The 21,531-nt window shown below is 33.9% G+C and carries 20 protein-coding genes; 4 read left to right on the top strand and 16 right to left on the bottom strand.

What is annotated here, in order from left to right; translation table 11 throughout:
* Window positions 1-150 precede the first annotated feature (150 nt).
* The 4 genes from TX86_RS12105 to TX86_RS12120 all read right to left on the bottom strand — a co-directional run bounded on the left by TX86_RS12105 (window position 151) and on the right by TX86_RS12120 (window position 2,518).
* Window positions 151-591, bottom strand: coding sequence for a YlbF/YmcA family competence regulator (locus TX86_RS12105; protein ID WP_042349054.1), 441 nt, complete (start codon window positions 589-591; stop codon window positions 151-153).
* 98 nt (window positions 592-689) lie between these two features.
* A complete protein-coding gene (locus TX86_RS12110; RefSeq protein WP_042349055.1) occupies window positions 690-929 on the bottom strand; it encodes a YlbE-like family protein in 240 nt (79 codons plus the stop codon).
* Window positions 930-945: 16 nt separating this feature from the next.
* Window positions 946-1,365, bottom strand: coding sequence for a spore coat protein YlbD (gene ylbD, locus TX86_RS12115; RefSeq protein WP_052343647.1), 420 nt, complete (start codon window positions 1,363-1,365; stop codon window positions 946-948).
* A 130-nt stretch (window positions 1,366-1,495) separates the two neighbouring features.
* Window positions 1,496-2,518 (bottom strand): CAP domain-containing protein, encoded by a 1,023-nt coding sequence (locus TX86_RS12120; RefSeq protein ID WP_052343648.1) that lies wholly within the window; start codon window positions 2,516-2,518, stop codon window positions 1,496-1,498.
* Window positions 2,519-2,891: 373 nt separating this feature from the next.
* Here TX86_RS12120 and TX86_RS12125 point away from each other — a divergent pair, with 373 nt between their 5' ends.
* A complete protein-coding gene (locus TX86_RS12125; protein ID WP_042349056.1) occupies window positions 2,892-3,257 on the top strand; it encodes a YugN family protein in 366 nt (121 codons plus the stop codon).
* 209 nt (window positions 3,258-3,466) lie between these two features.
* Window positions 3,467-4,525, top strand: coding sequence for a sporulation integral membrane protein YtvI (gene ytvI, locus TX86_RS12130; RefSeq protein WP_042349057.1), 1,059 nt, complete (start codon window positions 3,467-3,469; stop codon window positions 4,523-4,525).
* 134 nt (window positions 4,526-4,659) lie between these two features.
* On the opposite strand, the gene TX86_RS12135 is transcribed toward ytvI, so the two are convergent.
* From TX86_RS12135 to cyoE, 8 genes are all read right to left on the bottom strand, one after another.
* A complete protein-coding gene (locus TX86_RS12135; RefSeq protein ID WP_042349058.1) occupies window positions 4,660-5,169 on the bottom strand; it encodes a hypothetical protein in 510 nt (169 codons plus the stop codon).
* Between the two features lie 89 nt (window positions 5,170-5,258).
* Window positions 5,259-5,720 (bottom strand): DUF420 domain-containing protein, encoded by a 462-nt coding sequence (locus TX86_RS12140; RefSeq protein ID WP_042349059.1) that lies wholly within the window; start codon window positions 5,718-5,720, stop codon window positions 5,259-5,261.
* A 117-nt stretch (window positions 5,721-5,837) separates the two neighbouring features.
* Window positions 5,838-6,752, bottom strand: a complete 915-nt coding sequence (gene ctaG, locus TX86_RS12145; protein ID WP_042349060.1) for a cytochrome c oxidase assembly factor CtaG — start codon at window positions 6,750-6,752, stop codon at window positions 5,838-5,840.
* Window positions 6,753-6,921: 169 nt separating this feature from the next.
* Complete coding sequence (gene ctaF / locus TX86_RS12150) at window positions 6,922-7,257, bottom strand: cytochrome c oxidase subunit IVB (RefSeq protein ID WP_042349061.1); 336 nt, start codon at window positions 7,255-7,257, stop codon at window positions 6,922-6,924.
* 3 nt (window positions 7,258-7,260) lie between these two features.
* Window positions 7,261-7,890 carry a cytochrome c oxidase subunit 3 gene (locus TX86_RS12155; protein WP_042349062.1) on the bottom strand — a complete coding sequence of 210 codons (630 nt, stop codon included), beginning with the start codon at window positions 7,888-7,890 and terminating at the stop codon, window positions 7,261-7,263.
* Window positions 7,890-9,767 carry a cytochrome c oxidase subunit I gene (gene ctaD, locus TX86_RS12160; RefSeq protein ID WP_042349063.1) on the bottom strand — a complete coding sequence of 626 codons (1,878 nt, stop codon included), beginning with the start codon at window positions 9,765-9,767 and terminating at the stop codon, window positions 7,890-7,892. Before ctaD ends, TX86_RS12155 begins: the two co-directional genes overlap by 1 nt.
* 37 nt (window positions 9,768-9,804) lie before the next feature.
* Window positions 9,805-10,881 carry a cytochrome c oxidase subunit II gene (gene coxB, locus TX86_RS12165; RefSeq protein WP_042349064.1) on the bottom strand — a complete coding sequence of 359 codons (1,077 nt, stop codon included), beginning with the start codon at window positions 10,879-10,881 and terminating at the stop codon, window positions 9,805-9,807.
* 244 nt (window positions 10,882-11,125) lie between these two features.
* Window positions 11,126-12,052 (bottom strand): heme o synthase, encoded by a 927-nt coding sequence (cyoE, locus tag TX86_RS12170; RefSeq protein ID WP_042349065.1) that lies wholly within the window; start codon window positions 12,050-12,052, stop codon window positions 11,126-11,128.
* 712 nt (window positions 12,053-12,764) lie between these two features.
* On the opposite strand from cyoE, the gene TX86_RS12175 reads away from it, so the two are divergent.
* Window positions 12,765-13,718, top strand: coding sequence for a COX15/CtaA family protein (locus TX86_RS12175; RefSeq protein WP_042349066.1), 954 nt, complete (start codon window positions 12,765-12,767; stop codon window positions 13,716-13,718).
* Window positions 13,719-14,102: 384 nt separating this feature from the next.
* On the opposite strand, the gene pyc is transcribed toward TX86_RS12175, so the two are convergent.
* The 3 genes from pyc to TX86_RS12190 all read right to left on the bottom strand — a co-directional run bounded on the left by pyc (window position 14,103) and on the right by TX86_RS12190 (window position 19,375).
* Window positions 14,103-17,552, bottom strand: coding sequence for a pyruvate carboxylase (gene pyc, locus TX86_RS12180; protein ID WP_042349067.1), 3,450 nt, complete (start codon window positions 17,550-17,552; stop codon window positions 14,103-14,105).
* Window positions 17,553-17,644: 92 nt separating this feature from the next.
* Window positions 17,645-18,835: an FtsW/RodA/SpoVE family cell cycle protein gene (locus TX86_RS12185; protein WP_042349068.1), complete on the bottom strand. Its 1,191-nt coding sequence runs from the start codon at window positions 18,833-18,835 to the stop codon at window positions 17,645-17,647.
* Between the two features lie 258 nt (window positions 18,836-19,093).
* Window positions 19,094-19,375: an Fpa/YlaN family protein gene (locus tag TX86_RS12190; protein WP_042349069.1), complete on the bottom strand. Its 282-nt coding sequence runs from the start codon at window positions 19,373-19,375 to the stop codon at window positions 19,094-19,096.
* Window positions 19,376-19,575: 200 nt separating this feature from the next.
* Between TX86_RS12190 and TX86_RS12195 the strand changes: the two genes are divergently transcribed.
* Window positions 19,576-20,073, top strand: a complete 498-nt coding sequence (locus TX86_RS12195) for a hypothetical protein (protein ID WP_042349070.1) — start codon at window positions 19,576-19,578, stop codon at window positions 20,071-20,073.
* A 45-nt stretch (window positions 20,074-20,118) separates the two neighbouring features.
* Here TX86_RS12195 and TX86_RS12200 read toward each other — a convergent pair whose 3' ends face one another.
* Complete coding sequence (locus TX86_RS12200) at window positions 20,119-21,447, bottom strand: PhoH family protein (RefSeq protein WP_042349071.1); 1,329 nt, start codon at window positions 21,445-21,447, stop codon at window positions 20,119-20,121.
* Between the last annotated feature and the right edge of the window lie 84 nt (window positions 21,448-21,531).

Consider the following 21,531-nt stretch of genomic DNA (forward strand, 5'->3'; position numbering starts at 1 on the left):
AACCGGTAATACTACTTATCTAACTCACAAATTCAAAACATTCTTTCTATACACAAGTAAATAAATGAAACTTTTCTAGATATTCAAAAAACCTATATAGAAGAATTCTATACAGGTTTTGAAAATTATAAATTACAACTGAACTAGTTTTTATGAACAGCCACAGCTTCCCCCTGAGCCACATCCTCCACTACTACATCCACCTTCAAAAAAAGGATTACCAGCAGGTGTTTTAATATGTGTTGATACTGAACGAGCAATAATAACACTTATTTGATCTAAAGTCTCTTGAAATTTATTCTCAGCAACTTTAAACTCTGCAACAGTCGGATGTAAATCAAGGTCTCTTTTTCTAGTTCTCGTTTCTAAATTCACATATTTATAATCTGGATGATAACGTCCAAATCGCTGAACCTCTTCATAACGTTCCTTCATCTCAGTAAACGCCTTAATTTTGCTCTGAGCTTCTGCATCATTTTGTAATTTATATAAAGAGATAAGATAATTTTCTCCAACTTCGGACTCAAAGACCATTTGTGCCAATTCATCTGCACATTGTAATATTTCTACTCTTTCCAAAGTAGCAAGCATGAAAAAAACCACCTCCTAACAACATATTACCATGTAATATAACTGAAAGAAAATCTCCATACTTTCTTTTTTTATTTTAGACTAGTTTAGAACACCCACTATCCTTTAAAATTCATAGACTGTAACATCCCTAACATCATAGAAGCAACTTGCACACCATTAGTTAATTTATTAACACGCTGCGGTATCGACTTTTCAAAATGAAAAACAGTATCCGTACCAAATTTTTCAATCTCCTGGGGGTTCCTTGTTAATTTTCGATACCAAATTGGTTGCAAACGTAAATATTGCAGTTGATCTCCATCATTCTTTATCCACTCATAAAGATCCTGTCTCAATGTACTTCCACCTTTTTTAATCCTTCCGAGAATCAAATGGATTATGCTGTTTTTCTTTTTCTACCTTATTACTTTTTTCTTCCGGAGAGGCTGTATTTTGAAACTGTGAAATAACTCCAGATATCGCACCTAAAGCTTGACTTAAATTCGATACATGCTTTTGCATAGACTGAACATCAATACTCTTCAATGATTCAAAAACATTTGCAATCATATCTTTCTGTTCTTCTTCTTTTTTTACAGCTTCCACTTTTTCAACTGCCATTCCTGTTTCTCGATAACCATCCCAAACAGAATTTTGCTCACCAAGTAAGTACCAGTCTTCATAAATTTCTTGCCACGTGTATATGCCTCTTCTTACTTCTTTAACTAATGAAGGATGATTTCTAATGAATACTTTAAATTCTTCCATAGATTGTTGAGTTTTATTTGACAAATCCCTTCACCTCTTATTCCAACTTTCATTCCATTCCGAATTTCGCCTATTTCAACATATGAATAAAAGAATAAAATGGTGAAAAAAAAACATATTGCCCAAGAAATAACGGAGAGCAATATGTTAATATTTATGGTTTTTTTATAAAATTTTGAGTGTAGTATTTTTGATATACCCCAACGCCTAAGTGGGTAAATTCTTTATTTAATAACGCTTCTCGATGCCCTTTGCTATTTAACCATCCTTCAAATGCTGCAACACCATCCACATATTGAGCAGCAATATTTTCTCCAGCAAGCTCGAACTTCACATGATCTTTCTTTAATCTATTTCCTAAATCTCCATATTGAGGTGATTCATGGGAGAAATAATTCCCCTTAAACATATCCATACTATGCTTGTAAGCTACTATTGCAGTAGCTTCATCCCACTCGACTGGGTCTAAATCAAACCTTTTGCGAATAATATTTGTTATATCAAAGATTTGCTGATCGTCACCATCCTGAATTAACTTCCATTTTTCTGCAGAAAGCACTTCTTCTTCAGGTAGTTCTCCCCTATAAACAAGTTCATAAGGCCTTTGCTTTATAAGAGTTTCCACATTCAAAAAGCGAACACTGGAAACTTCACCAGTAAATTTATCAATATACACTTGTGCATATCCATTACCTAATTTCACTAGTGGTCTCATTCCTAAGTCTTCTTCTGAAAGCTCAAAACGATACGAATTCCCCTTCCAATCGATATCAATTGTTGTTTCAAGATTTACAGATTGAAATAATTGATCAATTGGCTGTCCAATAGCAAATGGTGCAATGTTCAACTCTTTGCCAAGTCCATATACAGAAACAACTTGTCCATTTTCTACACCAACTTGCATATACTGCTCTGCTTGATCAGAATAAATCCACCATTCATATCCATATGGAGAAGGATCTTTTCTAGAGGGTTCACCAAATTGCTTCATAACCTCTTTACTACTCTTTCCAATTAACAGCGAAAGTCCTTCCGAAGCATTTTGTTGCATTTGCTGTTTTTTATTTACAATTGGATTTTGTATTTGACTAGCTGATTGTTCTTTGTTTAATAATTCTTCCTCTTCATGAAAATAATAAATACTAATAATAAAAATGAGTGTTGCTAGAAAGCACACTTTAAGAAAAATTTTCAGAGATTTTCTCTCCTCCCATTATTGAAATGCTGTCAATAAATTAATAACATTATATCATTTTGCTCTTAAGCAAGGTATATAAAACAAAGTTCATATATAAATTTATTTGGAATGCATTAATACACCTAACATACACTTGTTTTTTATTTTCAATAATCTCACACATAAGCTTTTCAATATCTTATAACAATGTTGTCACTTTTGTGAAAAACCTATTTCTTTCCATCTACTCGTTGCAAGATACATAGATTCATACTATTATTAAAATAGGAAAAATTATCATTCTCTTCAATATTTTAGATAATTTATTTTTTCCCCAACATTCAAAGGTGAAATCAATTAGGAGGTAATATTTGTGAGGTTCGAAAACACAAAAATCCAGGATTTTAAAGCCGATTTAACTCGTTTAGATGAAGTTATGGACGAGTATGGCTTAGTACGTTCTGAACAATGGGATTATGAACGTGCAAATTATGATCGTAAATTTGAATTAAAGGAAGGAGTATATTATCTTCGAGTGCAAGCATATGCTATTGAAGGTGATGTAGGAGCACACCATGCAGTTATGCAACTTCTTACTCCACTTTTAGGTAAGCATTATTATCCGCATGGTGTTGAATATGGTAGCGCCGAGAACTTTCCTCATACACTAATTAAACAATGTGAACAAATTCTTGAAAAAGTTAGTAATGAAATCAGCACGTTCGCCATTATTGAGTAATAACTACAAACAGGGCTATGCGAGAAGTAATTTTTAATCATTTCTTGCATAGCCTTTATGCTTGTTATACTTCATATAAATTAGTACCAGATAAACAAGTAAAACATGGGAAATACTATGAATATCTTGTTTATCAAATACAATCCACTTATAATAAAATAGCCTTAAATCAACATCTATTAGAAGTTTGCCATATTGGAGTGGATTACATGACACGCTTTTTTACAAAGCAAAATATCATTAAACTATTAATTATACTGTTACTGATTGTTGCATGCTATTACATCCTACCAGTTTCAGTTCCATTACTAGTTGCCTTTTTTACCTCGCTATTACTAGCACCATTAGTAAAGATGCTTCAAAACAAATTCTCCTTCAGTCAAAAATTATCTGTAATGACCGTCTTTATCGTATTCATCGCATTTATCGGCTTTTCTTCTTATGTAATTACTACTAAAGTAGTTACAGAAGTTGCACAAATCGTTCAAAATGCACCTGAATATATGAACGAAATCAATGCTGCTTGGAACAAAATCGAGAAAGATATGGTTGATGCATCAGAACACTTACCGAAAGCCGTTACAGATGCCATTAGTAGTCAAGTTCAAACAACTCTCGACTACATCAGTTCAGAAATTGGAAACTTCATTACGATTGAAAACGTTACTAATTTCGTTAAAGAAATTCCTAATTATTTAGTGAGCTTTCTTGTCTTTCTAATAGCACTCTTTCTCTTCCTAATTGACCTTCCCAAAATCACAGTTGGTCTGTACAGTATGCTAAAAGAAAAAACAGCTGAAAAAGTACATTTTATGAGTTCAAGATTATCAAGTGTAGTTTTTGGGTTTTTGAAAGCGCAATTTTTAGTTAGTATTATTATTTTTGTAGTATCACTAGCCGGTTTATTATTAATTAAACCTGAAGTTGCCGTATTTATGTCACTTGTAATTTGGGTGATTGATTTCATACCTATTATTGGCTCTATCGTAATTCTTGCGCCATGGTCTATTTTTGATTTAATTACAGGTGATACATCTTCAGCTGCTCAGCTAGCAATATTAGCAGCTATTCTTCTAATTATTAGAAGAACAGTAGAACCAAAAGTAATGGGTGCCCACATTGGTTTGTCTCCACTTGCTACATTAATCGCCATGTATTTAGGCTTAAAAATATTAGGATTACTTGGTTTCATCATTGGACCACTTATTTTAATAGCCTTTACAGCAGCAAGAGAAGCAGACTTAATTAAAATTAACTTTAAAATATAGTCTATTAATAGAAACATATTTTGGTTGGCTAAGGTTATTCAAAAAGCCCTATTGGTCTACTAATATATAGAAAAGAGCTATCCGAAAGGTAATTGTAATCACCTTTCGGATAGCTCCATTCTACTGTTTATTCCTTATTTCAACGTAAAACTCCACATTAAATGAGGATGCTCTTTTTTCTTCAAATAAAATCCCAAACGTTTCAACACATCTATTTTAAAATTATCAGTATACAATACTTCTACATTCACATGTTTATACACCCCATCGAAATGAATCATGACATACTCTAAAAAAAGCTTCATCATTTCTTTATAGTATTTCTTCTCATGCTGAAATGATATAAAATATGTTTCTAAAAAAGCCGTTTCTTGTCTATCCTTCATCTTATATAGCAGAAGATCACCCATCATTTTTTTTTGCAAAATATCCGCTAGTATCCACAAATGAAAGTCCGATACTGTTTCAGTCTCTAGATCTTCAATTAATAGTGGAAGAAAGCTTAAAAATCGATTAGAAGGCCAATTATTAGGAATCTCAATGGGTGAACGGACCGCTAATTCTTTTCTAAACAAAATAATGGATTTTGCCATATCTAACGAACAATTCATGATTAAAATTTTTTCAGTTTTATAATCTTTCAAAACCTTCCCCCCTTCGATACAAAAAATGACCAGACAAAAAAGGATGTTGCTTTATTATATTAAGCAACATCCTTTTTTCATTCCTATTTTTAAAAACCTAATATAGCCTTAATAACTGAAGTAGTTTCTCCACCATGATAAAAAACATAGAGTAACATATAAACCGCTACACCTGTAATGGCAGTAAAAAACCATATAATACTAGTAATTGGGCCTATTTTCCGATGTCTCTTTAAATTTCGTTTGTATCCAGACCAAAGCGTAATGATTCCCATTACTGCTCCAACTGTCGCCAAAGTGATATGGAAAATCAAAAATATAGTGTAATAGATTTTAATATCATCAGGACCACCAAAAGCAGTGTTTCCTATAAAAATCGTTCTACTAAGATAAATGACAAAGAAGATTATCGCAAACACTGCTGCAAGCATCATTGTTTTTTGATGAGCTTCTATTTTTCTTTGCTTAATTAACACCCAGCCGATAGCTACTGTTATTGCACTTAATACAATAAATGATGTACTAATCGTGGGTAGAATTGGTAATGACATAGGCTATAAAACGTCCTCTCCTGTATGTATTCATTACTATTTTAATAAAGATTTTCATATTTTTCAATAATTGTAACAATACCGACAATAAATATAATCCAAAAATGGAATATCCATCTATTGAACAGGTTTTATCTCACTTGTTTGTAATTCAGCGGGTATTTCATCAACTGCATGTACATTCTCTTGACGGCTCCATTGAAAGAAAATATGTGCCAAGACTACACCATAAACAATTTCCTGAATAATCTTCATGATGATTCCACCCGTCTTCTGATCCTCAAGCAATGGCATCGTGTTAAATACTTCAGGTCCTGTAATATTTAGCCCAGATAACGTACTTGCAGGAACACATAACTCCATCGCTGTTAACCATTGAGTTGGATTAGAGAACGTACTATACATAGGTGCTTCTGCAAATATTATTAGCGCACACGCAGGTGTTAAAAGTATTCCATTTCCAAATATGTAACCGATTCTCTTAATTCCATAAAAACCTTGATACTCTTCTAATTTATTAATAATCGGCCACCACATAAAGATAGCGGTAAAAAACAATAAAATTGTATAGAGCGCATGTAAAAACATATCAGTTTTTACTGCATCAAAAATAATTGGAATATGATAGAATGAAAAAGTTCCATTAAAAACTATGAGTGCAATTAATGGCTTTGTCACGAATTGAAAAACACTTTTAATAATACGAATAGATAATATACTTCGCCAAATCCAATTAGGTACTGCCACAATTAATAATGGAGGAATTACTAAATATAGAATAGCCATTTGTGTCATATGTACGCTAAACATGATATGACCCAATAAATCTATAGGAGATCCCTTTATAATATATAGAAGCACAAGTACTGTAATAAATAAAGCAGCTTGTGTTTTTGTCAATTTTTCACTTTTATTAGATAATCTTTCACGATAAACAGTTGCAGCAACAAAAAACAAAATCCCAACAATCAAAATAGTTATTAAAAAAAACGGACTCCAAAGTGCTCTAAATCCAAAAATTTCAAGTGTCATATCTTTACACCTCTTTTTTGCGAATAATCATCATTTCTTCGAGTAACGGACAAATTACTTTCAAGTCATATCATTTAAAATAGTAAAAAGGTTGACCTTAGAAAGAGCTAACCCTATACGAATATAGGGTAGCCACTTATTAGTCAACCTTTTCCCAAGATCTTTTCCCTTAAATCCAAACAATTGTAGCAAATGCAAGAATTGTTACTGCTCCGACAACTAAGCCAGAGTATAGAAACAACGCAGGCATACTATGTCCTTTGTGACTCATATGCATAAAGTAATATAATTGGAATATTACTTGAACCACAGCTAATAAAACAATGACTGGAATAACAAACCATCTTGAAAAACCATCAAATCCTACAGCTGCAAAAGACAATAACGTTAAGAATATCATTAGTGAAAATGAAATAACTTGATGTCTCATTTCCTCTGCACTTTTTTTGCGACGGTAGTTAATGTCTACCTTCGGGTGAGTTGAATTAACATGATTATTTTCCATCACTTATCCCACCATTCCCATTAAATAAACAACTGTAAAAATGAATACCCATACAACGTCGATAAAATGCCAGTATAGACTCGCTGTATAGAACTTAGGAGCATTGTATAGATTTAATCCACGTCCTGCGTTTCTAACCATCAATGTTGTAATCCAAAGCAATCCAAATGCAACGTGTGCTCCATGGAAGCCAACTAATGTATAGAATGCAGAACCAAATGCACTACTTGTAAAAGTAAAATTATACTCATGTACATAATGATTAAATTCATAAACTTCAAGACCTAAGAACCCAAGACCTAGTAGTACAGTAACTAGTAACCATGCTTGCATTCCTTTGAAGTTATAATTCTTCATGTGATACATCGCATAAACACTTGTTAAAGAACTTGTTAGAAGAAGCATTGTTGCTACAAATGTAAGAGGTAATGAAAATATATCTTCCGCAAGTTTATGATCCCCACTAGGTACCTTATCTTTTAATGCAAGGTAAGTCGCAAACAATGTAGAAAAGAGAACTGTTTCTCCTCCAAGAAAAAACCAGAAGCCCATAAACTTATTTTTACCTTCTAGGGTAGCTTTTTCAGGTGAAGAAGGCCACGTTGCTTCAGTATATTTTTCTTCTGCATGCATTATGCGATCCCTCCCTTTTCGTCATCATCTTTCATTAAATCTTCCTTATGAATATGATGACCTAAATCATCTTTAATAGATCGAACAAACATTGAACCAAGGGTAATCAATAACCCAATAATTAACACCGGTAAAGCCCAACTCTTACCTTCATCTGAGTGATACATTGCACCAAATGCTGCAACGAATAAACCGAAAGAAATCATGACAGGAATAAATGAATTGTTAGGCATATGAATGTCTCCAAGTGGTTCTGCAGGAGTCATTTCCTTCTTACCTTCCATTTTCTCTAACCAGAAAGCATCCAATCCACGTACTAATGGTAACTGTTTAAAGTTATAATGCGGTGGTGGAGAAGAAATAGCCCACTCAAGAGTACGTCCATCTCCCCAAGGATCATTACCAACTTTCTTATTCTTAATTGACGTAATAATTACGTTGTATAATAGAACAATTACACCTACAGCCATTAAGCCTGCACCGACTGTACTAATCAAATTCATAGTATCTAAGCCTTGATTTGGCAAGAATGTGAATACACGACGTGGCATACCCATTAATCCTAAGAAATGTTGTACAAAGAATGTTAAATGAAATCCAATTAAGAAGAACCAGAAAGTTACTTTTCCAAGAGTTTCACTTAACATCGTTCCAAACATTTTAGGCCAATAGAAGTGTGCTCCTGCAAGTAAACCCAATACAACCCCACCTACAATTACATAGTGGAAGTGGGCTACTACGAAGTAGCTATCGTGATATTGATAATCCGCTGCTGCAGTAGCATTCATAATACCCGTTACCCCACCCATTACGAATGATGGAATAAAGGCAACTGCATACATCATTGGTACTGTAAACTTAATACTTCCGCCCCACATAGTGAAGATCCAGTTAAAGATCTTAATACCCGTCGGAACCGCAATAGCCATTGTCGCAACCGCAAAAATCGCATTGGCAATTGGCCCTAAACCAACGGTGAACATATGGTGAGCCCAAACCATGAAACCTAAGAAACCAATCAAAATTGTTGCAAATACCATCGAAGAATAACCGAATAATCTTTTTCTTGAGAATGTTGCGAAAACTTCAGAGAAAATACCGAACGCTGGTAATATTAAGATATATACTTCAGGGTGACCAAAAATCCAGAATAAATGTTCCCAAATAATTGTATTACCACCCATAGCTACATCAAAGAAATTGGAACCAAACATACGATCGAAAATCATGAAAAACAAACCAACTGTTAATGGAGGAAACGCAAATAAGATAAGAGCTGATACTACAAAAGTTGACCAAGTAAATAGCGGCATTCTCATAAATGTCATACCTGGTGCACGCATATTAATAATCGTTACTAGAAAGTTAATACCTCCAATTAACGTACCTGCACCAGAAATTTGTAGACCAAGTGCATAAAAATCAATTCCATGCCCTTCAGAAGCTAAAGATAGTGACGCATATGATGTCCAACCTGCCGCTGGGACTTCTCCTATAAACCAAGATAAGTTTAAGAAAATTCCACCGAATAAAAACAACCAAAAACCTAATGAATTCAAAAAAGGAAACGCAACATCACGAGCTCCTATTTGAAGTGGTACTGCAGCATTCATAAAAGCAAATACTAACGGCATCGCTGCCAAAAAGATCATTGTAGTACCATGCATCGTCATTAATTCATTAAACAAACCAGCACTGACAAAGTCATTGTTCGGAACAGCTAACTGAATACGCATGAACATCGCTTCAATACCGCCAATTACGAAGAATAATCCACCAGCAATTAAGTACAGAATAGCGATTTTTTTATGGTCTACAGTTGTTATGTAGTCCCAAATAAATGGACCTATCCCCTTTTTTCGAGCGTAAGTACTCACGATTCTACCTCCCTATGAATCAATTAAATCCCCTGTCTTACTTTTGAACTTTCAACTGCATTAAATAAGCTGCTAATGCATCCAGTTCTTGTTGTGACATGTTAGCGTAGCTAGGCATTTTATTACCAGGTTTTAATTCTTGAGAATCTGTTAACCATTTTTTCACATTCTCTTCATTATGATCTAGAATACCAGCTACTTTTTCACGCTCTCCAAAAGTTGCTAAGTTTGGAGCTTTTCGCGCTTCAGCTGGTCTCGAATCATTAGGTGTTACAGCATGACAGCCAATACAACTTTTGTTGAAAATTTCTTCACCTTGTTGTGCAACAGACCCTTCAACCTTAGGCTTCGCCTCTGCACCCTTCATATCAGCAATCCATTGCTTAAATTCATCTTTTGAAACGGCTTTCACTTTAAAATCCATTAAAGCATGTGACGGCCCACAAAGCTCAGCACATTTTCCATAAAAAACATTCTCCGCCTCTTTCGCTTTTTCACTATCAAACTCTAAATAAAATTTGTTAATGTTATCTGGGTTAGTATCGATTTTACCTCCAACAGCTGGAACCCAGAATGAGTGCTTTACGTCTGCTCCAGTTACATTAAAATACACTCTTTCATCAGTAGGAACAACTAAATCCTGGCTCGTTATTACGCCATGATCTGGATATTCAAATTCCCACCAATAAAGATTTGCGCGTACATTAACTACTGTTACATCACCTTTTGTTTTACCATCCTTATCTTTCTTCTCCATTGGTGCCGTATCAGCAAACTGGAAAGTATAAGACACAGTTGGAACAGCAAGGATAATTAACAATAAAATCGGGATAACTGTCCAAATAATTTCAAGCTTGTGACTTCCCTCTACTTGTTTTGGAATTTTGTTGTCTTTACGTCTAAAACGCAGAACTGCAATAATGAACAACAAAGTCACAACTACGATTACTAGTACCATAATAAATACACTTAAGGCCATTAAATCGTATTGTTTTTGCGCTACTTCTCCCGCAGGCTTTAACGTGGATAAATATGGTTTACCACAGCCAGCTAGTATAAGCGTTAAAAGTGTAAATAACCCAAACACACGCCATTTTTGTAGCCGTTTTTTCATACCAATGAAACCCCTCTTTCGTAAAAAATTTCTCTTGAATCCCACTTGCTTTTTTACATCAAAATTCCTTCTATTTAAATTTCTTACAAACCAAGAAAGAATTCCCAGTTAAAAACCGCAGAAAGGCCCCTATAATCACAATAGAAAGGTGGTGTTATAAGAAAAATCCCTGTTTGGGACCAATTTGCTTAATTATGATGGTAGTGGTGATTAGTAACTAATCACCACTACCTAAAATTTTACTTTAAATCAAGGTTACGATAACCATTGAAACAAATAAAATTGTTAAATAATTCAAGGAATAAATAAACATTCCTTTTGCCCATTTAATATCATCTTTCATTTTAAATCCATATAACCCATACGCTAACCAACCAACATTCAAAATGATTGTTAATATAACAAGCGGAGTGCCAAGTGGAAGTAAGAAATAAGGTAAAGGCATTAATAATAATACCCAAAAATTAATAGATAACTTTGTTCTCTTGAACCCTTTTACAACTGGTAACATTGGTATACCAGCTTTTCTATATTCTTCACATCTTCTCATTGCTAACGCATAAAAATGTGGTGGTTGCCAAATGAACATCAATAAATACAAGACCCAAGCCATAACATCTAAATTGCCATCCACAGCTGCCCAACCGATTAGAGGTGGAGTAGCACCACTAATACATCCAATGATCGTATTAGATACAAAATATCTCTTAGAAAAAGTGTAGAGTACAACATAAGCGAATACCCCTAACAGTCCAATCAGTGCTGCTGATAGCGTTGTCATTGCTAACAAGATTGTCCCTACCGTAACAAGAGCAAGACCTAATACTAAAACGCGAATAGAATTTACCTTCCCAGTAACTGTTGGTCTAGCTTTTGTTCGCTCCATTAAATGATCAATATCTCGATCAATATAGTTATTTAAGGTACCCGCTCCGCCTATTATTAGAGCTGATCCAACTAACGACAAGAACACAATATCCAAATTATTCAAAAAACTCATCCCAGAAAAATGAAGTGCTAACCATAAACCCGTGAAAGTTGTTATTAAATTAGATTTAATAATTCCAATCTTAATAATGGCTAAAAAGTCATCCCATGCAGACGTTTTAGGTATTTCATTTTGAAGGCTTGATTCATGTGAGGTTTGAGCCAAGACCTTTGAATTCGACATATTTCTTCCCCCTATTATAAAATCACTAAATATAAAAAAGTCTCTATTATATCTATACTAACATTATTCCACACTTTTCTATATTTGTAATGACAGGCGCTCACTAAATATGCATCAAATTATAACATAATAATATTAAGAATATACTAATTATGTAATAAATAGATTATAATAACATATTTTAACATTCTCTGTATATTAAATCATAGTTTCATTCACTTTTGTGAATTTTTTTTGTCCTGTTTTTGTCTTATTTGTGTCATATCAATACACAAGGATTAATAAGTTTTACATGTTATTATTGTATTTATTTAACAATTATAACTTTATTAATTTCCACACTTCATTTATAACCTAAACTTTATTTCTACATAACAACCAAAGAAAATTTACATATAAATACATATCACCCTTTTATTTCTATCAAAATAACACAATCCTTTCAACCTTTTTCACTATTTCTACAAATTTTGACCTAAAAATAATACAATACGATTAACTTTCCATGAAAGTTATAATAAATTTGAATATTTTTGGAATTATTTAAAAGTTTACCTTATTTTCCACAAAATATGCAATTTATCATTTGAAACAAACATTCTTTTTCATTATGATGGTAATGAGATAATAAATTCAATTTTTTTACTATTTAGGAAGTATATTTTATTTATTCTCTGTTTTTTATTTCTATGATGAAGAAGGTGAATGTTCTGTGCATAGAGGATTAAAAAGACTTGCAGTATTAACAACAATAGGTATGCTTTTAATACTTCTTGGAGGCGCTTTAGTTACTAAAACAGGTTCGGGCATGGGGTGTGGAAGATCTTGGCCATTATGTGAAGGGGAATTTATTCCATCTGTAATCACAGCTGAATTAGTTATTGAATTAGCTCATCGTTTAATCTCTGGAACTGTTGGAATTATGGTATTAATTTTATCCATTTGGAGCTGGAAAAGTATCGGTCATATTCGAGAAACGAAATTCCTGTCCCTACTCTCCTTCGCATTTCTAGTTATCCAAGGATTAGTAGGAGCTGCTGCCGTTATGTGGGGGCAATCAGACTTTGTACTTGCATTACACTTTGGAATTTCGTTAATTTCTTTTGCTTCTGTTTTTCTATTAACTCTCTTAATCTTTGAAGTTGATAAGAAATTTAAAGCTGAGACAGTCATTATTGATAAAAGAATTACATTTCACACTGTAGGAATTCTTCTATATATTTATTTCGTTATTTATACAGGTGCGCTTGTTCGTCATACCAAAGCTAGTTTAGTGTGTAAAGATTGGCCGTTGTGTCGAAACAATGAATTTTTCCTACCTACTAATTTATATGAATGGGTTCAAATGGGACATAGAACGCTAGCAGGGCTTTCATTTGTTTGGATAGCATATACAACCTATATAGTCGTTAAACATTATAAACATCAAAAAGTAGTCTATTGGAGTTGGATTGCATCACTTATTCTATCTGCACTACAAGTAATTGCAGGAGCATTTATCATATATAGCAGATTAAATCTATATGTAGCTCTATCACATGCCTTCTTTATTTCTTGTTTGTTTGGGGTTTTAAGTTATTTATTGTTATTAGCTAGTAGAAATAAATCCAATTCAATAATTCTAAAAGAACGTTCAACTAATAAAGTAGATCAGCCGGCTTCTTAATAAGAAAAACCGTCACCGATCTTTTTTGATTGATGTTTACGCTCCTTGATTTACTCCCAAACAAAAAAGAGCTATGCGGCAATATTGAAATGCTGAAGTGACCCGTTTAGCCCCGACCAGCATAAGACGGCTCGCTTAAGAAATACACTTTTTATTTCTAAAGCGAGATGGCTTATGACTCGAAGGGTTGGTCGCTGAAGCTAGACACCATTGGTAAGACGAGCTGTTCTTGAAAACCCGCTCTTGGTTTTCAAAACAGGTTGGCTTATTTCCGAGCATGGCAGGTGTAAGGTTAGACAACACGCAAAATTATATACTTTTTTATCTTTGAACAAAAAAACAGACTTTCCTCGGTCAATGACCGTGAAAGTCTGTTTTTTTTGTTTATAAGCCTTCTTTAGTGATTTCTATTAATAAATCTCCTGTCAAAATAGCTTCACCATTTGATACATAAATGTCTTTAATAAAACCAGTGTAAGGAGCTTGAACTGTTGTTTCCATTTTCATCGCTTCTGTAATGATTAAATGGTCACCTTTTTTCACTTTTTCTCCTTTATCCACTATAACTTTAATAACTGTACCTGGCATTGTTGCCCCAATATGGTTTATGTTGCCCGGATCTGCTTTTAGTTTTGACACAACTGTTGATTTTACACTTTCATCTTTGATGACGATTTCACGTTGCTGACCGTTCAATTCGAAATAAATATTTCTTGTACCGTCTGCATGTGCATCACCAATAGATATTAATTTTACAATAAGTGTTTTGCCTGTTTCAATTTCTACCTCTATTTCTTCACCTCTACGCATTCCGTATAGGAATGTAGGCGTATCTAACGTAGAAATATTTCCGAAACGCTCAACAGTTCGTACGTATTCTAAGAATACTTTCGGATATAGTGCATATGCAATTAAATCAAGTTCGGTAACTGGACGTTTAATTTCTTGATACAGCTCTTCTTCTAATTTTTCAAAGTTTACATCCTCTAATAGTTCACCAGGACGTACTGTGATGGCTTCTTTTCCTTTTAGAATTACTTTTTGTAATTCTTGTGGGAAACCACCAGCTGGTTGTCCTAACATACCTTCAAATAATTCTACAACAGAGTCCGGGAAATCAAGTGTATCACCTTTTGATAAAACAGCATCTTCGTCTAAATTGTTTTGAACCATAAACAGCGCCATGTCACCTACAACTTTAGAAGACGGTGTAACCTTAACAATATCTCCGAACATCAAGTTTACACGGCGATACATATCTTTAACTTCTTCCCAACGTTCTCCAAGACCAACAGCTTTCGCTTGTTGTTGAAGATTACTATATTGCCCACCTGGCATTTCATGTTGGTACACTTCTGTGTGTGGTGCAATCATTCCACTTTCAAAATCTTGATAATATTTACGAACATCTTCCCAATAATAAGATAGTTGTTCTAATGATTTAATATCTATGTTTGGTTTACGCTCAGAACCTTCAAGAGCATAATAAAGAGTATTCGCACTCGGTTGAGAAGTCATACCCGCCATTGTACTTAAGGCAGTATCAACAATATCTACACCTGCTTCAACAGCTTTAGCGTATGTGTAAATACCGTTACCACTCGTATCATGTGTATGCAAATGAATTGGTAAATCAATTGTATCCTTTAATTCTGAAATTAAGCGATACGCTGCATCAGGTTTTAGTAAACCAGCCATATCTTTAATTGCTAGGATATGTGCTCCTTGATTTTCTAATTCTTTGGCAAGATTTTTATAATACTCAATGTCAAACTTAGTTCTCGTCGGATCATTGATATCACCAGTATAACAAATAGCTGCTTCCGCAATTTTTCCACTTTGTCTAACTGCATCGATAGCTATTTCCATACCTTTAACCCAGTTTAAGCTATCGAAAATACGGAAGACATCGATACCAGTTTGAGCGGATTGCTTAACAAATTCTCTAATAACATTATCTGGATAATTCTTATATCCAACCGCATTCGCACCTCGAAGAAGCATTTGGAATAAAATATTTGGCATCTTTTCTCTTAATTGAATCAGTCTTTCCCACGGATCTTCTTTTAAGAATCTATACGCAACATCGAAAGTTGCGCCTCCCCACATTTCTGATGAGAAAAGATTTGGTAACATTTTTGCTGTAGGCTCAGCAACCTGCAACATATCTGTCGTACGTATACGTGTTGCCAGTAAAGATTGATGTGCATCTCGGAACGTCGTATCAGTAATTAATACTTCTTTCTGATCTTTAACCCATTTAACAAGTCCGTCAGCACCTTGGCTGTCTAATATTTGTTTTGTACCTGGTGTGTATTCCAAATCAGTTGGCAAGATAATAGAATGTGGTTTATCAAATACCGGTTTCTTCTTTTGCTCAACTCCAGGGAAACCATTGATTGTTACATTCCCAATATACGACAGCATCTTCGTTCCACGGTCTTTACGAACTGGGAATACGAATAATTCTGGTGTTACATCAATAAATGATGTATCAAAATTACCTGTACGGAAATTTTGATGCTTAATTACATTTTCTAAAAATGGAATATTTGTTTTAATACCACGAATACGGAATTCTTTTAGGTTTCGTGACATTTTATTACAAGCTTGGTCGAATGATAGCGCCCAAGTAGACACTTTCACAAGTAAGGAATCATAGTATGGGGTAATGACTGATCCTTGAAACGCATTTCCTGCATCAAGGCGCACTCCAAAGCCACTTGCTGAACGATATGCCATAATCTTTCCTGTATCCGGCATAAAATTATTAAGTGGGTCTTCTGTTGTAATACGTGATTGGATAGCATAACCAAACAATTGAATATCTTCTTGCTTCGGAATTCTAACTGTTTCATTATGTAAGCTGTGACCTTCAGCAATTAATATTTGAGATTGTACAATATCAATTCCTGTAATCATCTCTGTTACAGTGTGTTCTACCTGTACGCGCGGATTAACTTCAATAAAATAAAAACGATTATCTGCTACTAAAAATTCTACAGTTCCCGCATTTAAATAATTGACATTCTTCATAAGTTTAACGGCTGCATCACAAATTTCTTGACGCAATTCATCTGTTAGTGAGACTGAAGGAGCAATTTCAACTACTTTTTGGTGACGTCTTTGAACAGAGCAATCTCTTTCGAATAAATGAACAATATTTCCTTCATGGTCACCTAGAATTTGAACTTCGATATGCTTTGGATTTTTGATGTATTTCTCAACATATACTTCATCATTCCCAAATGCAGCTTTCGCTTCAGACTTAGCACGATTATACGACTCTTCAACTTCATCAAGGCTATTGACGATACGCATTCCACGACCGCCTCCTCCAAGTGAAGCTTTAATGATGATTGGAAAACCATGTTCAGTTCCAAAAGCTACAACTTCATCAAGACTTTCAACAGGACCATCACTACCTGGAATAATAGGAATTTGTGCTAATTCTGCTTGTGTACGTGCTTTGACCTTGTCACCAAACATATCTAAATGTTTAGATTTTGGTCCTATAAATAGAATGCCTTCTTCTTCACATCGTCTAGCGAGGTTAATATTCTCAGACAAGAATCCATAGCCAGGATGAATTGCATCTACGCCTGAATTTTTGGCAATAGTGATGATTCCCTCAATATCAAGGTACGCATCAATTGGCTTTTTGCCTTCGCCGACAAGATAAGCTTCATCAGCTTTAAATCGGTGGTAAGATGCGGAATCTTCCTTCGAATAAATAGCTACTGTTCGAATGTTTAACTCATTACATGCTCGAAAAACTCGGATTGCAATTTCACCGCGGTTAGCAGCAAGGACTTTTCTTATACGTTTTTCCAATCTTAACACCTACTTTTTCTATTTTTAATATTTAATAAAGGAGTTGAAATACAACTCCTTTGTATTAACTACAATTTAATGTATTAAACTCTTTATGAAGCTATATTTCTCGCTTCCCTATTAAGCTTATATTTGTTTTCGTAATTAGTAAACATTGAGACATTTACTAATACACCCATCGAAATGGCTAAAATAACAATCGAAGAACCACCGTAACTAACAAACGGCAAGGTAACACCAGTAATCGGTATTAAACCTGTTACTCCTCCGAGATTTATAAAAGATTGTATTCCAATCATACTCGAAATCCCAATCACAAGTAAACTACCAAATGGATCTCGACATTTCACAGCTATTCGATAACCTCTCAGAATTATAAAACTTAAACAGCCTAATACAAATAATACTCCTTTAGCTCCTAATTCCTCAGAAATTACCGCCATAATAAAGTCTGTATGAGGTTCTGGTAAATATCCATATTTCTGAATGCTATTACCTAACCCAGAACCACTAACACCGCCTGAACCAATCGCTATATAAGAATTAACTAATTGATAGCCTTCTTTCTCTTCATACTTAAAAGGTTCGATAAAACTATAAATTCTTCCCATACGATTTTCAGTAAAAATCTGATCCTTCATCAGGAAAAGCACTGGAACAATAATAATTGCTGCAATTAGAAGAATACTACCTAATTTCATTAAGCTCTTAAAGCTCATACCCGATGATAAAATAATCGTCGTTGCTATTAATAAAATAATAAGCATTGTACCGAAATCTGGTTGTAAAAAAATCAGAACACATACAATTAATAGAAAAAATAAAGGTGGAAGTACTCCCGCATTAAAATTATTTATGTATTTTTGTTTTTTCGCATATATAGCGGAAAGATAGATGATAACCCCTAGCTTAATAAACTCTGATGGCTGTATGTTCATACCAAAAACCTTTATCCAACTTTGGGCATTGTTCGCTGTATGTCCAAAAACATCTAATAGTAATAAAGTACCTATCGATGAAAATACAATGGTCATAAGCACAGCTTTACGCTGATACAATTTATATGGAATAATAGCGAAAATAGTAAACGCTATTGCCGCTAAAATTAAGTTTTTGATTTGCTTTATGTAAAAGTAATTACTATCTACTTCATACTTCGCTGGACCAACAATCATGCTTGCACTGTAAATCATGACTAATCCAAACACACTTAACGCAATAATAGTTACAATCAAAACTAAGTCAAACGACCTTATTTTATTTCTTATTTCTTTTTTCAACATTTTTTATCGTCCTTATCCGCTAGCATTAACGAAAAAAATGAATCAGTTAATTAAGTATAACACATTAAACAAATAGTGTGAACCATTCATTTTTATCCGATAACACATTTAATTAATTGTTACATTACTTGTTGTCGATATGAACAGACATTCCTCTTTTATTCTTGAATCCACCCTTCCGAATAACACAAATTCCTTTGAACTATTCAAAAAAACTCAAACAATTCGTGACAATTGTTTGAGTTTTTTAGAAACTTGTTATTTTTTCATGGATGCTTCGTGTAATACTGACAACTCTCTTTCAAGTTGTTCAAGAAGCGCTCTACCATCTACTACTTCTACCAATCCTAAACGGACAGCAAAGTCTATCTCTCTTGAAAGACCAAACATTTGCGTATCCAATACTTCTTCATAAAGCGGACACTGAGGCATAGTAAGGTTATCCATTTGTACCTTGATCAATTTTAATATTTTATCAGCATCAGCTTTCAATAAAGCTAACGCCTTCTCACGATGATCAACAAGCATTTCTGACGCCATTCACAAATCCCCCGTTTCAGAGCGATTAACTATTTAATCTATCTATAAATTCTAACCTTTCTATCATAAAAATGCAAGGCAATTATTAAGGGAGTTATCCGAAAAAATGTCATATATAATAAATTAGTGCTTTCCGTTTTTCATACTATTCTTTCTTCTATATACTTAAAAGAGAATATAAGAAAAAAGAGGAGATTATCATGGAAATTATTGTACCTATCAAAGGGAATGTAAAATATTCACTTACACTTGATCCTAGCGTTTGGATTATAGACGATAGAAAGAAGAAGCTAGACGAATTTTTTCTAAACCAAGTAGAAGAACGTAACGAACTAGAAGAATATACAAAAGCAGTTTCTAAGCATTGGGACAAGGAGTTAATTGAAGGAAATACTGCTCCAAAGCCACCAGGAACTCCAAAGAAAAAGAAATACTTAAAAGAAGAATTAACAACTGAAACATATGGTATTAATTTTCATTACTTCTTAAGAAACAGTGAACCTAACGAAGACGCAACGAAAGTCGTTGTTGAATCTTCAAATGGCAATCAAACATTCTCAATTGACGAAGCGATGAAGTTCATTCTTTGTTTCTCTAATAAAGGTAAATCCCTGAAAGAAGATGGGCCTATTCACGTTTATTATGGAAATACAAAAGACAATGTAATCACGCATGTGACAGCCTTTAATATCATATAATTTACACATCAAAGGCTGAAATTCAGCCTTTGATGTGTATTTGATTTATAAAATATTCGCCGCTAATTGAGCTAGTGTAGAACGTTCTCCTTTTATTAACTTCACATGACCACTAATACTTTGATCCTTAAATTTTTCAACCACATATGTTAAACCGTTATTATGTTCATCAAGATAAGGATGATCAATTTGTTCAGGATCTCCCATTAAAACGATTTTACTTCTTTCACCAACACGTGTTAGTATCGTTTTTACTTCATGTTTCGTTAAGTTTTGTGCTTCATCAATAATGATGAATTGCTCAGGAATACTTCTACCTCTAATATACGTAAGCGCTTCTACCTCAATAGAACTAATCCCAGCTAAAATCGCATCCAACTCACCCGGTTTCTTCGTGTTGAATAAAAACTCTAAATTATCATAAATAGGCTGCATCCAAGGTCTTAATTTCTCTTCCTTTTCACCGGGCAAGAAGCCAATATCTTTACCAACTGGTACAATCGGTCTTGCCACGAACAACTTCTTGTATTTACCTAAATCCTCAGTCTGCATAAGAGCAGCTGCAAGCGCTAATAAGGTTTTACCTGTACCCGCTTTTCCTATCATTGTGACTAATGGTAAATCATCGCGAAGTAATAATTCCATTGCCATCATTTGTTGTACATTTCTCGATTTAATTCCCCAAACTCTCTCTTGATCAAACACTAGACGCTTTACTTTCTTTCCATCTCGATCAACTATACCAATTGCAGAAGCCCTTCCTCCTAATGAATCTTTCATGATTAGAAATTGATTCGGATAAAAAGGGTGATTAACAATATCTGCTACTAATAATTCACCTTTCTCATAATATTTATCCATCGCTTCCTTCGAAATATATACTTCAAAAAAACCGCTGTATATATGATCAATTTCCACTACACGATCATTGAGAAAATCTTCAGCTATTAACCCTAACGCATCAGCTTTCACTCTTACAAGCGTATCTTTACTAACTAAAATAACTTGTTTACCTTGTTCTTTTGCTTCTTCTTCTAATGACAAATTTTTAGCAACAGCTAATATTCTATTATCATTCGTTTTCTCCACAAATATTTCTTGCAATTGCTGGAAAGATTTATGATTTAATTCAATACGTAAAGATCCTCCATTATGAAGGGTAATTTTTTCGTGTAATTTTCCGGACTGTCGCAAATGATCAATAAGCTTTGATACTTGCCTAGCATTCCTCCCTACTTCATCTAGGTTTCTTTTTTTGGAGTCCACTTCCTCCAAGACAACTGCTGGTATAACCACCTCATTTTCCTCAAATGAATAAATGGAATAAGGATCCTGCAATAACACATTTGTATCTAACACATATATTTTACTCAATATAATGCCTCCTGCCGGAAAGAATTATAGAAACCACCTACATTTTGGTAACTTTTGTAATAACATTATATGAATGCAACAATC

It is taken from the genome of Bacillus massiliigorillae (assembly GCF_000380245.2).
GTDB lineage: Bacteria > Bacillota > Bacilli > Bacillales > DSM-1321 > Bacillus_AD > Bacillus_AD massiliigorillae.

Bases quoted from the DNA above. Each gene is read 5' to 3' on its own strand.
- TX86_RS12105 (WP_042349054.1), bottom strand. From the start codon at position 591: ATGCTTGCTACTTTGGAAAGAGTAGAAATATTACAATGTGCAGATGAA.
- ctaF (WP_042349061.1), bottom strand. From the start codon at position 7,257: ATGGAAAATAATCATGTTAATTCAACTCACCCGAAGGTAGACATTAAC.
- TX86_RS12190 (WP_042349069.1), bottom strand. From the start codon at position 19,375: ATGGCGTCAGAAATGCTTGTTGATCATCGTGAGAAGGCGTTAGCTTTA.
- TX86_RS12155 (WP_042349062.1), bottom strand. From the start codon at position 7,890: ATGCATGCAGAAGAAAAATATACTGAAGCAACGTGGCCTTCTTCACCT.
- ytvI (WP_042349057.1), top strand. From the start codon at position 3,467: ATGACACGCTTTTTTACAAAGCAAAATATCATTAAACTATTAATTATA.
- TX86_RS12140 (WP_042349059.1), bottom strand. From the start codon at position 5,720: ATGTCATTACCAATTCTACCCACGATTAGTACATCATTTATTGTATTA.
- coxB (WP_042349064.1), bottom strand. From the start codon at position 10,881: ATGAAAAAACGGCTACAAAAATGGCGTGTGTTTGGGTTATTTACACTT.
- ctaG (WP_042349060.1), bottom strand. From the start codon at position 6,752: ATGACACTTGAAATTTTTGGATTTAGAGCACTTTGGAGTCCGTTTTTT.
- TX86_RS12195 (WP_042349070.1), top strand. From the start codon at position 19,576: ATGGAAATTATTGTACCTATCAAAGGGAATGTAAAATATTCACTTACA.
- TX86_RS12185 (WP_042349068.1), bottom strand. From the start codon at position 18,835: ATGTTGAAAAAAGAAATAAGAAATAAAATAAGGTCGTTTGACTTAGTT.
- cyoE (WP_042349065.1), bottom strand. From the start codon at position 12,052: ATGTCGAATTCAAAGGTCTTGGCTCAAACCTCACATGAATCAAGCCTT.